Origin of the sequence: Rhizobium sp. UGM030330-04, from assembly GCF_003208455.1 — a bacterium.
GTDB lineage: Bacteria > Pseudomonadota > Alphaproteobacteria > Rhizobiales > Rhizobiaceae > Agrobacterium > Agrobacterium rhizogenes_A.
The window spans coordinates 1-14,224 of sequence record NZ_QKML01000019.1; the positions used below are offsets into that span (position 1 = coordinate 1).

11 protein-coding genes and 1 pseudogene are annotated in these 14,224 nt (G+C 59.0%); 6 read left to right on the forward strand and 6 right to left on the reverse strand.

Going from position 1 to position 14,224, the window contains the following annotated elements; genetic code table 11:
- Positions 1 to 371: hypothetical protein (locus N434_RS26130; protein WP_286172385.1), on the forward strand; the 371-nt coding region annotated here is incomplete at its 5' end.
- Between the two features lie 42 nt (positions 372 to 413).
- Here N434_RS26130 and N434_RS26240 read toward each other — a convergent pair.
- The 6 genes and pseudogenes from N434_RS26240 to N434_RS23170 form a co-directional block, all read right to left on the reverse strand.
- Positions 414 to 698: pseudogene (locus N434_RS26240) on the reverse strand (BapA/Bap/LapF family prefix-like domain-containing protein); the annotation flags it as partial.
- Positions 699 to 1,292: 594 nt separating this feature from the next.
- Positions 1,293 to 2,567 carry a TolC family outer membrane protein gene (locus N434_RS23150; protein WP_286172379.1) on the reverse strand — a complete coding sequence of 425 codons (1,275 nt, stop codon included), beginning with the start codon at positions 2,565 to 2,567 and terminating at the stop codon, positions 1,293 to 1,295.
- A gap of 551 nt (positions 2,568 to 3,118) precedes the next feature.
- Positions 3,119 to 4,618 carry an HAL/PAL/TAL family ammonia-lyase gene (locus N434_RS23155; protein WP_110760502.1) on the reverse strand — a complete coding sequence of 500 codons (1,500 nt, stop codon included), beginning with the start codon at positions 4,616 to 4,618 and terminating at the stop codon, positions 3,119 to 3,121.
- Positions 4,611 to 5,441: a quaternary amine ABC transporter ATP-binding protein gene (locus tag N434_RS23160; RefSeq protein ID WP_110760465.1), complete on the reverse strand. Its 831-nt coding sequence runs from the start codon at positions 5,439 to 5,441 to the stop codon at positions 4,611 to 4,613. Before N434_RS23160 ends, N434_RS23155 begins: the two co-directional genes overlap by 8 nt.
- The gene (locus tag N434_RS23165) at positions 5,434 to 6,291 is read right to left on the reverse strand and encodes an ABC transporter permease (protein WP_065116601.1); all 858 of its coding nucleotides are present in this window, start codon (positions 6,289 to 6,291) and stop codon (positions 5,434 to 5,436) included. Before N434_RS23165 ends, N434_RS23160 begins: the two co-directional genes overlap by 8 nt.
- A gap of 103 nt (positions 6,292 to 6,394) precedes the next feature.
- On the reverse strand, positions 6,395 to 7,372 hold the full coding sequence (locus N434_RS23170; RefSeq protein ID WP_286172383.1) for an ABC transporter substrate-binding protein: 978 nt from the start codon (positions 7,370 to 7,372) through the stop codon (positions 6,395 to 6,397).
- Positions 7,373 to 8,065: 693 nt separating this feature from the next.
- Between N434_RS23170 and hutC the strand changes: the two genes are divergently transcribed.
- From hutC to N434_RS23195, 5 genes are all read left to right on the forward strand, one after another.
- Positions 8,066 to 8,806, forward strand: a complete 741-nt coding sequence (gene hutC, locus N434_RS23175) for a histidine utilization transcriptional repressor HutC (protein ID WP_065116603.1) — start codon at positions 8,066 to 8,068, stop codon at positions 8,804 to 8,806.
- A 329-nt stretch (positions 8,807 to 9,135) separates the two neighbouring features.
- The gene (locus tag N434_RS23180) at positions 9,136 to 9,633 is read left to right on the forward strand and encodes a Csu type fimbrial protein (RefSeq protein WP_065116604.1); all 498 of its coding nucleotides are present in this window, start codon (positions 9,136 to 9,138) and stop codon (positions 9,631 to 9,633) included.
- 21 nt (positions 9,634 to 9,654) lie between these two features.
- Positions 9,655 to 10,374, forward strand: a complete 720-nt coding sequence (locus N434_RS23185; RefSeq protein WP_110760467.1) for a fimbrial biogenesis chaperone — start codon at positions 9,655 to 9,657, stop codon at positions 10,372 to 10,374.
- A complete protein-coding gene (locus N434_RS23190; RefSeq protein WP_110760468.1) occupies positions 10,346 to 12,784 on the forward strand; it encodes a fimbria/pilus outer membrane usher protein in 2,439 nt (812 codons plus the stop codon). The genes N434_RS23185 and N434_RS23190 overlap by 29 nt, the downstream gene beginning before the upstream one ends.
- Entirely contained in the window at positions 12,781 to 13,731 is a 951-nt protein-coding gene (locus N434_RS23195; RefSeq protein WP_110760469.1) for a Csu type fimbrial protein, read from the forward strand. The genes N434_RS23190 and N434_RS23195 overlap by 4 nt, the downstream gene beginning before the upstream one ends.
- Positions 13,732 to 14,224: the final 493 nt, after the last annotated feature.

The following is a 14,224-nucleotide window of genomic DNA, read 5'->3' on the forward strand; positions in this document are numbered from 1 at the left end:
GCATCAGCATCCGCGTCAGCATCGGCATCCGCATCTGCGTCAGCATCGGCATCCGCGTCGGCATCAGCATCTGCATCCGCGTCGGCGTCAGCATCGGCATCCGCGTCAGCATCTGCATCCGCGTCTGCGTCAGCATCGGCATCCGCGTCAGCATCCGCATCCGCATCTGCATCGGCATCCGCGTCAGCATCGGCATCCGCGTCAGCATCCGCATCTGCGTCAGCATCCGCATCGGCGTCAGCATCGGCATCCGCGTCGGCATCAGCATCGCCATCATCATCAGAAGACCCGCCACCTCCGCCTGCGATAGCGCCGCCGGCAGCCAGCAGGCCCAGCGCAGCAAGGCCGAGAATGGAGCCGTCATTCGTTGACGCACCAACAAGTTGGTCTACGCCTTCAATCTGCGAAAAGCGGAAATCCGCCAAACCGTCACTGTGTTCGCCGAGCCAGAGATTGCCGTCCTCGTCTTCCAGCACCAGCTGGCTGTGGTCGCCATCGACCTCGCGATAGAAATTTCCGATCCGGATTGTCTCACCGGATCGCATGCGAAGCAGCAGATCGTCGCCATCACGCACGAAGTCGGAGACCTCGTTGCGGCTGGCGCGAATCTGCACAATGCTGGGCTTGTCTATGTTCAAGTTGTCGAGCGACACGGTCCGAGAACTTCCGGCGGCCTTGTCGGTTATTATCGCAACCATGAAACTGTCCTCCTGCAACGCGGCAACATCGGCGACAGAAATTCACTGTCGCCCGGAACACCAAGCAACATTCAAGAAACTGGATTTTTGCGAACGGCTAACCGCTGCGACGTACAGAGCCTGTAATCAAATGGCTCTCATCTCTTGTCTCAGGGGAATTTCCCTCTCAGGGGCCCTCTCCCATCCTCATAATTGCATAAAAACCAAACATCGCAAGGAAAAAACAACCGGGGAGAGCATTAGCATATTCTGTTGTATGGACTCCTCCGAAATCCCAGGGCTAACATCCCCTCAAAATCCATGGGGGAACTGAAGGGCGCAGCGCGTGGCCAGCCGTCGTCAAAATGCCGGGCTGCAGACCCTGTTCGCGACCGGAAAACCAGCCGGCATTTTTCCGCTGCACACGGATGTTTCGGCTTCGGCCGGTGCAAGTCCAGCTCCGCCCAAGAGGGCTGAAAAAGAGGGGGTATGTAGCCAGAAAGCGAGACGACGCAAAGCCCTCTTCAATCGGAACGCGAACGTCCCTATCGTTTAAAAATTGATAAAAATCAAATAGATAGGCCGTCACCCGCGAGGGGTCGCAACAAGTTGCGCCTAGAGCGATATGCCTTGAACGGTCTGGCCTTCGAGCGCGAAGGCTTCGCGCATCCGCCCGGCATTGAACGTGCAGTCGATGTTCAACCTATGCAGGTCATATTGGATGTTGCTGATATCGAACCTCGCGGCATGAAGTTCCTGGTCGGCATTGAGCAGATCGAGCAGGCTGCGTGTGCCCAGTTCAACATATTGTGTACGGTAGAGATCGCGGGTCTGTCTCATCGTCGATTGACGCGTCGAAAGCGAGCGGCGCAGACTTTCCTTGCTCGAAATCTGACTGCTGGCTTCCGTGAGGTTTCGCAGGATATCGACCCGCGCACGCGCCTCCGCGGCCTGCGATGCGCCGAGCGCCTGCACGGCCATGTTCCGTCGCGCGCTTGTCGCGCCACCATTGTAAAGGCTGCCGGTAACTCGCAATCCGACGCTATAGTCGGGATCGAAAGAACTCATCTCGGTAACATCGACGCCAATTCCCGCATCGAGAGACAGGGTCGGCAGGCCTTCGGCCTTGGCGAGATCGATCTGTGCGGCCGCGGCTTCACGATCCGCCGCTGCCTGCATGACCGCCGGCACACGCGACCAGTCCATTTCCCTGGCACCGCAGGCTTTTGACAGCCAGGCCGGTATCGTATCCGATACGTCGATCCGTCCCGCAATGCCGCTCAAATTCGCAAGCACCGCTTCCCATCGGGACAATTGCCCTTCGATTTCCAGCAATGTGGCCTCTGCCGCCTGAACACGCGCCTCAGCCTGCAGCAGGTCGGAACGCGTGCTTGCGCCCTTGTCCGTGCGTGATTTCACCAGCTCTAGAATGGCCTTCGTATCCTTGATCTGGTCTCGCGCGACACCCCGCAGGGAACGGTTGCGCTGAATTTCAATGACCGAATAGGCCGCCTCGCGGGCAAGATCATCCACAGCCATCAGAACTTGCGATTTCCGGCCCGCAATCCCGGCCGTGGCAATCTTGACCCGGTTGTCGACCTTGCCGAAATCATAGAGCATCTGGGAAACATTGAAGTTCAGATCCGGGCTGTAGCGATCCGACCGATTGGTATTGTAGGAGGAATCCAGCCCCCAGCTGAGATTTGGAAGATAACCGGCGCGGGCTTCGTTGACGGATTCGGTCTGCTGGCGCAGCCGGCCAATCGTCTCCGTCACGGCAGGGTGCCAGTCAACTGCCTTTCTGACCGCGGTCTCAAGCGACAGAGGCCCCTTGTGCTCGGCCCTTTCGCGCGTTTGGGATGTCACCGGACCGGCTATGGAGCCGGTCACACCCGGCAAATCCCCGCCATGCGTGCCACCTGCGTGGCTGCCGGACGTTGTCGTGCTTACGGCACCTGCCTGCTGTTTTCGAGCGTTTGAACCATTCGCGCAACCTGTCGCCAGGGCGCTGGCGGCAATGGTGCAAAGAAGGGCTGGAAGCCAATGAGACCGCATTCAACGTTCCACCTTCAAACGAGAAGAATGAGCAAGTTGCCAATACGCGAAACGGGAATCATGGCCCTGGATGCGCCGATAAAAATCCGGCGTTAACAGGCAGAACTAGGCCAACATGGTTAATGATGCGTTAATTGCATCCTGTGATTATTCATCAACGCAGGATAGAATATTGGGGGTTGCAATATCTGCAGACCGGTTTTTCAGGCTTCAAAAACCCCGGCCCGTGCAGCGTGGTTTTCCAATGACTTGACGCTGTTTGGGGCGACTATTTTCCTGTCCGAGCGGGAATTTATACGACAGGCGGCGGCAGGCTCATGGGCACCGGATACAGACCTGTCCAGCGCCCCATGCCATCTGCAGCAGCGCGCCATCCGCGCCTGTGGTCAACTTCCGATCCCGGCATCCGTCGTACGCAACAGCCTCTCCACCACGGCAAGCAGAGAATTGAGCGGCCGGTCATCCCGATAAAAAGGAACGCCGGCGCGGACACGCCGGTAGATTGCGCGGGTGCCGGGCGCCATGCCGGCGTCCCCCGGCTGCATGTCATAGGCCTGCGCCGCGCACATGATCTCGATCGAAAGAATGGTTTCCAGATTGGCGATGATGGAGAGCGCCTTGTCGGCCGCAGGCGTGGCGTGGGTGAGGATATCTTCCTGCAGGGCAGACGTAATGCCACCGTCCAGACTTGCGGGCGCGGCCAGCCGCCGGTTTTCCGCCGCCAGCGCCGCCGCCGTATATTGAATGATCATGAAGCCGGAGCAGACGCCGCTGCCTTCCGCCAGAAAAGCCGGCAGGCCGCTGACCAGCGGATTGACGAGACGGTCGATCCGGCGTTCCGCAATGCTCGCCAGTTCCGCAGCCGCCACGGCAAGACCATCCATGGCAAGCCCCAATGCCGCGCCGACCGCATGGGCCTGCGAATGCACCTGTGGCACATCGGGTGAGCCGGTAACGACCGGATTGTCGGTCACGCTTGCCAATTCGCGATTTACCACGCCGCCGATCTGCACGACGCTGTCACGAATGGCGCCATGGATTTGCGGCACGGCACGAAGACTGAGCGGATCCTGCGTGCGCGACCCCGCCGAGCGCGCCAGCAGGGGGCTTTCAGCCAGAAGATGGCGGAGATTGTTTCCCACAGCCTGAAGGCCCGGGGAAACGCGCAAAGCAAGCGGCGCTGCCGCGAAGGGATCGGATTGCGCACCGAGATTTTCATAGCTCATCGCAGCCGCCGCGTCGGCCCAGCCCAGCAGGTTTTCCATATGCGACAGCGCAAGGCAGGCAAGACCGGTGGCGCAGGGTGTTCCGTTGACGAGGCTCAGTCCCTCCTTGGCAAGCGGCACGAGCGGCGTAAAACCAACCGCCGCCAATGCGTGGCGGCCGGACAGCCTTTCGTCACCACGCATCGCCTCGCCTTCGCCGATCAGTACCAGCCCGATCGCCGCTGCATGGGTGAGATACCCGACCGAACCGCGCGAGGGAATGACAGGCAGAATATCCGCATTCAGCAGGGCCAGCAGCGCCTCGACGGTCTCCACGCGAATACCGGAAAAGCCATGGGAAAAATTGACGATCTGGGCAGCCATGACGGCGCGTGTCTTCTCCCGCCCCAGCGGTTCCCCCACGCCGCAGGAATGGCTGAGCAGGATGTTTCGCGACAGGGCCTGTTGCCGATCCCTGTCCACGATCACATCGCAGAGGGCGCCGACACCGGTATTGATGCCGTAACCACGCACGCCTTTCGACACCAGCGCCTCGACAATGTCACGCGCGGCGGCGATGCGCGCCCACGCCGCATCGGCAAGCTGGAGCCGCGCGCCTTTCGCAACCATGGCGACATCCCGCCACGACGCACCCTGATCGATGATCACGGTCTCAATCATGATGGGCGGCCTCGGCGCCGGTGCGACGCTGCACGAAACGGGCGACATAGTCATTGGCGGGACGATTGAGAATATCGTCCGGCGTCCCGACCTGCACCAGTTTCCCGTCCTTCAGAATGGCGATCTGCGCACCGATGCGCAGTGCCTCATCCAGATCATGGGTGATGAAGACGATCGTCTTCGAGAGGTTCTTTTCCAGCTGCAGAAGCTGATCCTGCATATCCGCGCGGATCAACGGGTCGAGGGCGGAAAATGCCTCATCCATCAGGATGACGTCGGTATCGGCAGCCAGAGCCCGCGCAAGCCCGACACGCTGTTTCATGCCGCCGGAAAGCTGGTGGGGCATCTTGTTTTCATAACCGGTAAGCCCGACGGTCTCGATCCACTGCATGCCGATCGGGTTCGCTTCCGCCTTCGAAAGCCCGCGCACACGCTGACCATAAACGACATTCTGCAAAACGCTGCGATGTGGCATCAGCCCGAAATTCTGGAACACCATGCTGACACGGCGATTGCGGAAATCCCGCAGGTCCTTGGCGTTAAGATCAAGCACATTGCTGCCGCCAACCAGAATTTCACCGCTTGTCGGTTCGATGAGGCGGTTGATATGGCGCACAAGCGTCGATTTTCCGGAACCCGACAGCCCCATGATGACGAAGATGCGGCTGCCGGCGATATCAAGGCTGACATTGTCGAGGCCGACGCTGCATCCGGTCTTGGCCAATATTTCGGCCTTGTCAGCGCCGTCCCGCGCCATGGCGAGCGCTGTCTTCCAGTTGCCGCCGAAAATCTTGGAAACGTTACGGATTGCGATATCAGTCATCGCCGCGCTCCTTCCGGCTGGATTGGCCGAAGCCCTGTGTAATACGGTCGAGGACGATGGCGAGAATGACGATGCCCAAACCCGCCTCGAGACCCTTTCCGACATCCAGTGTCTGAATTCCGTTCAGGACCTGCTCACCCAGGCCACGCGCGCCGATCATCGAGGCAACAACCACCATGGAAAGAGCCATCATGATCGTCTGGTTCAGACCGGCCATGATGGTGGGCGTGGCCAGCGGCAACTCCACTCCGAACAGGATTTGTGACGGGCTGCCGCCGAAAGCGGTTGCCGCCTCCACCACTTCGCGATCGACCTGACGGATGCCGAGATCGGTCAACCGGATCAGCGGCGGCACGGCGTAGATGATGGTCGCGAGCACCGCCGGCACCTTGCCGAGGCCGAAAAGCATGATTGCCGGGATCAGATAAACGAAACTCGGCATCGTCTGCATGACATCAAGGACAGGCAGCGTGATACGCCGCATGATCTGGCTTTTGGCAAGCCAGATGCCGACGGGAACGCCGATGATGACGGAGATCAGGCTGGCGATGAGCATCAGCGCCAGTGTCTGCATCGTCAGATCCCACAGGCCGAGAGCGCCGACGACCAGCAGCATGACGCCGACCATGAGAACAAGCGAGATTTTACGTGCGGCAAACCATGCAAGCACCAGGAAGGCGAGGAGAACCAGCCACCACGGCAGGCCGCGCAATATCCATTCCATGAACAGGATAACCTGCAGAATGGTCTGGGAAATCGCCTTGAACACGAAGCCGTAATTGACGACCAGCGACTGGACGAAGTCGTTGATCGGGCCACGAATGGAAATATGAAAAGTTTCAGGAAACATCGGGTGGCGTCCTCGCACTTTGCCGTCTTCCGTCCCCGACGGTCACGGTTCTGACGGGAAAAGAAAAAGCCGCATGCCCATCCGGCATGCGGCCCCGTGATTGCTACTTGATCGCGGCCTCGATACGGGTCTTGGCCTCCGGCGACACCCATGCGCCCCAGATATCGCCCTTGGTCTTCAGGAAGCGTGTTGCAGCGGCAACCGCGTCAGCCTTCTCGTCGACCATGTAAGCGAGGCTGGAATTGACCTCTTCGAGCGGGAAAGTGGCCTTGCCGAGGATTTCCATGATATCCGGCGCGGCCTTGGCGAAGTCACTGTTGACGCCATAGGCAACCTCGACCGCCGGGAAAGCGCATCCCGCCTCACGCTTGCCGTCGGCACTCGTCAGGTCCTTCCAGCACGCTTCGGTATAGGCCGGCTCGGAAAGCTGCACGAGCTTGTATTTGCCCATGATCGCGGTTGGGCTCCAGTAATAGAACAGCAGCGGCTCACCCTGGAGATAAGCGGCGCTGATCCCGGCATCCAGCGCCGTGCCCGTGCCGGGGCGGAAATTCACATAGGTTTGGTCGAGCTTGTAGGCCTGAAGCTTGGCCGTATTGACCCCCTCGCAGGTCCAGCCCGACGGGCAATTGAGGAAACGTCCCTTGGACGGCTCTTCAGGGTCCTGGAAAAGGGCGACGATCTTGGGATCGGAAAGCTGCTCGACACTTTTCAGGTCAGGGGCCTTTGCCTCTATGCCCTTTGTCGCGTCGCCCTTGATCAGATATTCGGGAACGAACCAGCCTTCGGAAGCGCCGACGAAAGTCTTGCCAACAGACGTTACCTGTCCTGCGGCCGCGGCCTTGTTCCAGACGTCGGAGCGGCCGATCCATTCCTCGGCGAAAATCTGGACGTCGTTATTGGCCGTGGCCTGTTCCAGCGTCACGGAATTGCCGGGAATGGAATCGACCTTGCAGTCATATCCCTTCGACAGAATGGCTTTCATGACCTCGGTGATGAAGGCGCCGCTCTCCCAGTCGATACCGGCGAAAGTAACGGTTTTGCCTTCTCCGCAATAGCTGGCGGCATGGGCCGAGCTCATCGGCAGCGCCGCAAACAGGGCAGTGGCGGCAAGCGCGAATTTAAATTTTGCATTCAACATCTTATTCCCCTTTTTGATTGATGGTTGGCATGGTGTCGGCACAAATTCATGCGGTGCCGGCGCGGGATCTCCCTGATGATATGATGAGAAACTGCCGATCTTTCCCCGGGATCAGCGGCGCGGATTGTCATGACACACGGTCGCGACTCCACATCAGCAAAACCCGGACAACAAAGATAAATCCTCTCAAGTTCACTATACAACTTCGATGAAATGGCTTCGATGCCACAGAACCGCAGGGAGAAGGGGCGGCGATGGGGAAACCGTCATCATTTTAAACTCTGATAACGCCAATCCAGCCATCCTGCGCCGTACTCCCTGCAGCCTTCTGCAAATCGACGGAAGCGCGAATGGCTCGCAAACCACGCATTCGCAGCTATTCCTTCCCGTATCGGCGGCGCTGGCCTGATTTCCCTTCCCGGAACCGGTCGGCACGCAAACATCCTCACCTCAGCCATTTACGCGAAAAATGCGCCTGCAAAAGATCGACCCGTCACCCTCATCGACATTTCGCAAGTTGTATATGTAACCTTGCATGGTTTTAGGAGACAAGCAAGTGCAAAGATGATATTTTGCATGTGCCCGCAATGCTGGTTATATTTTAGGCAATCCGCCGATTTTTAGGGAGTTTAAATGCCGTCCGTGATCGAAAGCGACCTTGCCACATCCAGCGAGTATCCTTCTCTGCCGCTTTATGAGCGCGTGAAAACGCAAATCAAGGCAAAGATCGCGAGCGGCGAATGGCCTCTCCATCACCGGGTCCCTTCCGAAAACGAGATGGTGGAGATGCTCGGCGTCAGCCGAATGACGGCAAACCGCGCCCTGCGCGAGCTTGCGACCGAAGGCGTCATCGTGCGCGTTCAGGGACGCGGTTCATTCGTCGCCTCGAAAAAAAGAAGCGCCGGCATGATGGGTGTGCGAAACATCGCCGACGAGATCAAGGAACGGGGTTCCTCCCATCAGGCGAGCCTGATCCTGGCGCAGACCGAGGTATGCGGTCCCGATCTCGCCTCGGCGCTCGAAATCGACGTCGGCTCGAAGATCTTCCATTCGATCATCGTGCATCACGAAGATGACGTGCCGATCCAGCTGGAGGACCGTTTCGTGAATGCCGAGGTCGCCCCCGATTATCTGCGGCAGGATTTCAGTTCCATGACGCCGAACGCCTATCTGACGGCGTTGGCACCAATCTCCCGGACCGAACAATTCATCGAGGCAGCCGCGCCGCAGCCATGGGAATGCAAATTACTGGCAATCGGCCGTAACGAGCCATGCCTGCAGGTTCGGCGGCGGACCTGGTCTTCCAGCCGCGCGGTAACATCGGTACGGTTATTATATCCGGGAAGCCGCTACCGGCTCGAAAGTCAGGAATAAAGATGCCAGATGACCATCGGCTGAACGGGCGGAACGAGGCGCCCTCATCCGCCTGTGCGCCACTACCCTTCCCAGCTCCTGCGGGATGTGTCCAAACATTTGATTATTAATTATTTTTCGATAATTTTCGCGTTTCTGGGATTGCCAGCTTCCCTGATTTCAAGGTTGTATTTCATACCGCATTCAGCCTGTGGTTTTTCGGGTCTCCGCCGTTAAGAATTTGTTAACCTAATCGAAGTGAATATTAGATTATTCTAATTACCCGCTATTGGGGTGATTCTGCGTTACGCACCGCGATAATCGGCAACGCAGCAGCTTGGGGAGAGAGCATGAAGTTCACAACATCAGGCTACCTATTGTCACTTGCGGCGTGCATCCTTGTGCCGGCATCAGGCATGGCGCAGGTCGCCACCTCGAATTTCACGGTACAGATCACCATTCAGGCGGCATGCCAGATCAACTCGGCCGGCAATCTGAATTTCGGCACGAACGGCGTCATCAGTGACAATGTCGATGCCACCAGCCAGATCGTCGTCCAATGCACGTCCAGCACACCCTTCAGCCTGGGCCTGAGCGCGGGTGCCGGTTCGGGCGCCACGGTCGCCGACCGTCTGATGACATCCCCGGCAGGCGCTACCATTTCCTACTCGCTCTACACGACTGCCGCACACACCACGGTTTGGGGAGATACCGTGGGAACGGACCGGCAGACTGGAACAGGAACAGGAGCGCCGCAAACATTCACGGTCTATGGGCGTGTGCCTGCCCAGACGACACCTGCGGTCGGCGTCTATACCGATACGGTGACGGCCACGCTCAATTACTGATCGCCATAGGGAGGATCGCGCATGCGTCTTTTTACCTTAGCGGCTGCGTTTATTGCCGGTTTGAGTGTCTCACCTTCGCACGCAGCATCCCTGCGCGTTGCACCCGTCATCCTGGACCTGAGGGCGCCGACGGCGGCGTCCAGCCTGCGCATATGGAATGACGCCAAAACTCCGATCAACGTTCAGGTGCGGATATTCCGCTGGACCCAGCAAAACGGTTCGGACATCTATACCGCAGCCGAGGATGTTGTCGCCAGCCCGCCGATGACGCAGCTGAAACCGGGGGCGGAGAACCTTATCCGCATCGTGCGGCTTTCCAAGGCGCCCGTCAGGGCAGAAGAAAGTTATCGCGTCATCGTGGACGAGTTGCCCGCTGCGGGAAGACCCCAGCCCGGCACGGTCAATCTGGTCGTTCGTCACTCGATACCCGTTTTCTTCTCCCCCGCATCCACAGGTGATGCCGAGCCGGTCTGGTCGATAACGCCACAGGGCAAAGGTTACAGGGTATCCGTCTCCAACGCGGGCCAGAAACGGATACGGATCGCCAATCTGAAAATTCTGAGCGGCAACGGACAAGCGATTGCCCAGCAGCAGGGCCTCGTGGGCTATGTGCTCGGCAAATCCGGCGCAAGCTTCCTTGTTCCGGCGACAGGCGGCAAAAGAGCCGGCGGCACGCTGAAGATTTCAGCGGATAGCGAAGGCGGCCCCGTCAATGCGACGGCGCGCGTCAACGGCGGCTGACCTTGCCGTTTTGACGATTGCAGGTTTGACGATCATTTCATCGAGCAGCGTCTCCGTGGCGCAGGATTTGCCCCCTGCGACGCCACTGGCCTCCTTTGCCGCAAAAGAGGCCGGACAATTGCAGCTTGAAGTCTACATCAACGATGTTTCAACGGAACTGATCGCGACATTTCGTCAAAACGACACCGGATCACTTCTCATCGAGCCGGAGCAGCTGAAAAATATCGGGATTTCTCCGGTTGAAAGTGCCGCAGGCGACGATGGCTGGATCGATGTTTCCAGACTGCCGGATGTGGTGGCGCGTTACGACGAAAGCACGCAGTCCATCCATTTCACCCTGCCCATGGCAGCGCGGGCAAGCAAGGTGATCGATGCATCCGGCAAGAGCCCTCAGGAGGAAGACGGAGATGCGCAGGAAAAGGCCACAAGCGATTTCGGAGGTCTGGTGAACTACACGATCTACGGCTCGTCCGGCGGCAGCAAATGGTCGGATATTGCCGACTTCAATGGTGTCTCGGCCCTGCTTGAAAGCCGGGTGTTCGGCCCGCTCGGCGTGCTGTCATCGTCTCAGGTTCTGAGCACCTCCCGTCTGTCGCAATTCGACACCCAGCGCCTCGATACCACCTGGAGCTATTCCGATGAGGACAGCCTGACGACCTATCGGGCCGGAGACCTGATCACCGGCGGACTGAGCTGGACACGCCCGACGCGGTTGGGTGGAGTGCAGGTCCGCCGCAACTTCGATCTGCGGCCGGATATCGTCACCATGCCGATGCCTGAATTCGCCGGCTCCGCGGCGGTGCCTTCAACCGTCGATGTCTACGTCAACAATATTCGCCGCCTGTCGCAGGATGTGCCCGAAGGCCCGTTCTCCATCACCAACCTTCCGGTGATCAGCGGCGCGGGAAATGCAAGACTGGTGGTGCGGGACGCGCTGGGCCGCGAAACCGTATCCGAAACGCCCTTTTACACGTCGCCGAATCTGCTGGCGCAAGGCCTGATCGACTTTTCCGCGGAGCTCGGTTTTGCCCGGCGCAATTACGGAACCTCCTCTTTCGACTACGATGAACGACTGCTCGGATCGGCGACGGTGCGTTACGGGCTATCGGACAGCCTGACGCTCGAAGGTCACGCCGAAGGTGGGGAAGATTTTTACAATATCGGCTTTGGCGGCGTCTTCACGCTTGGGGCCCATGGATTGGCAGCGGTTTCGGGCGCATCAAGCCATTTTGGTGCGGAAAGCGGCTATCAGCTGTCCGCAAGCGTCGAAGCGGAGTTGCTCGGCGTAAGGTTTAATGCGCGGTCACAACACACCTTCGGTGACTACAACGATATGGCCTCCGTCTCCGCCGATATTTCGAAGACCCGGACGATAGCCGGTCTGCTGAGCGCGCGACCGCCGCGTGCGCTGGACCAGATTTCTCTTTCCACCCGGCTCGGCTTTGATGAAACGAGCCTGAATTTCTCCTATACACAGCTGGAAACCTTCGATGAGAGGCGGTCGCGACTGCTGGGCTTCTCCGCAACGCGGCCCTTCGGCGAAAACGGCAATATCTTCATTACCGCCTATAAAGACCTTGAGGACAGCCATTCCTACGGCATCTTCGCCGGGCTGTCCTGGTCGTTCGGCGGCGGTGTTTCCGGTTCGGCCGGCATGTCGTCGGATGCCGATGGATATTCCCTGACAGCGGAGGTCGGGAAATCCGAAGAGCAGGCCGAGGGAAGCTATGGCTGGCGGTTGCGCGGTTCGACGGGCGGCAACGATATCGCCTCCGTGTCCGGCAGTTATCGCGGCAGCGTCGCGCGCGTTGCCGCGGGTGTCGATCAATTCAACCGCACAACGCAGGCCTATGCGCAGATCGACGGATCGATAGCGCTGGCGGGCGGCGATGTCTTTGTCGGAAACCGGATCGATGACGCCTTTGCGGTTGTGGATGCAGGTGCACCCGGTGTTGATATTCTGCTGGAAAACCGCCCCATCGGCCAAACGAACCGCCGCGGAAAGATATTGCTTCCCAACCTGCGGTCCTATGACGTCAACAATATCACGCTGGACCCCAGCAATCTTCCCGTCGATGCCCGCATAGACAGGACAAAACAGAGAGTCACACCAGCAGAGCGCGCGGGCGCAGTCGTCGATTTCAAGGTGGAAACCGGAGGCCAGGTAGCGCTGGTGACGCTGAAGGACGAGACCGGCGAATTCATCGAAACCGGATCGACCGGCAAGATCGACGGCAAGCGCGACTTCGTCGTCGGTTATGACGGACAGGCCTATCTCGACAATATCGGCAAAACCCATCGGCTTTCCATCACGCAACCCACGAAAGGCGAGTGCGAAGCGCAGATTACCATTCCCCCTGCCGCCAGGATCCGCGCCACCCTTGAGGCCATATGCAGGAGCGTCCAATGAAAGTTCTGACCCCCACCGCCCTTGCCATCACCGCTTTCCTGTCCGCATCACCGGTTCTGGCGCAAAGCTGCAGCTTCAGCATGTCGGACATGAGTTTCGGTTTCGTCAACCTTGCAAGCGGCAGCGCCGTCGATACAACCGCAACATTGTCGGTCACCTGCTCCAACCCCCTGTCACTGGCACTTTCCATCCGCATCTGCCCCAACATCAATGCCGGCAGCGGCGGACAATCGGGCGGCATCCGCCGGATGCTCCAGGGCAGCAACATCCTCAATTATCAGCTGTACCAGAACTCCGGACGCACGACGCCCTGGGGGTCGGTTACGCAGTCCGCACTCGGATCGCCTCCGCCGATCGACATGGCACTGCCACTTCTGCTCAACAGCACGACCCGCACGGTTTATGGCAGGATCAACGCCGGTCAGGCCGCTGCGGCCCGTGGCCCCTATCTCTCCAGCTTTGCCGGCGCCGAGACCAATTTCACCTATACGTCCTTCACTTTATTTGCACCGAACTGCGCCGACGTCACCCAGAACCCCACGCAGGTGCCGTTCAACGTCACGGCTGCGGTCTCGCCCACCTGCATTGTTTCGGCGCAGAACATCAATTTCGGCAGTCACGGCGTTCTCAATACCGCAGTCGATGCGGCCGGGGCCGTCACACTCACCTGCACCAGCAGCCTGAATTACAGTGTCGCGCTGAATGGCGGCCTGAGCAACAGCCCGCCGGCCGCGCGCCAGATGGTGCTGGCAGGTGCATCGATAATCTACGGGCTCTACCGCGACGCCAACCGCACGAATGTCTGGGGAAGTGCGGCCGGACAAACCGTCAGCGGTACCGGAACAGGCAGCCTGCAGACACTGAACGTTTACGGGCGCGTACCGGCACAGAACACGCCAGCACCGGGAAATTACAGTGACACCGTCGTCGTGACCGTCAGCTATTAGGCGAGGTGCAGTGGCACGCGGAGGCGACGAAGTGAAATCACGACAGCCGCGTCTGGGCCTTCACCACCTGTTAGCGGTCGACCGGATCACCACCAGTTCCCTCCGAAGATCACCAGAAGAGCCAGAAATATCCATACGAAAATTCTGACTTTCCTATGGATACGCTTCTCATCTGCAGTCCGGGGCTGTCTTGCCCCAAAGAGATTTCCGACAATCTCCTCAAAAATATGAAACATTGTTCCCTGCGATCTAAAGCTTCCTTCTTCCCATGACAGTCCAGCGGGCCTGAAAAGTAAAGAAGCTTTCCCGTTGCAAAGGCAGCGGCATCGACGTCGGAAAGGCCCTTTCAGCGGGCACACCATCTTCATACCAAATATTTCAGAGGAACTTACGCACTGGAATTCCCGCCAGTCCATGCTCTAGGCTATGGCGACGATAAGCACCGCGTTCCCATGGCCCGTCACGCGCGTACTGGAGTGACCATTGGTGACGT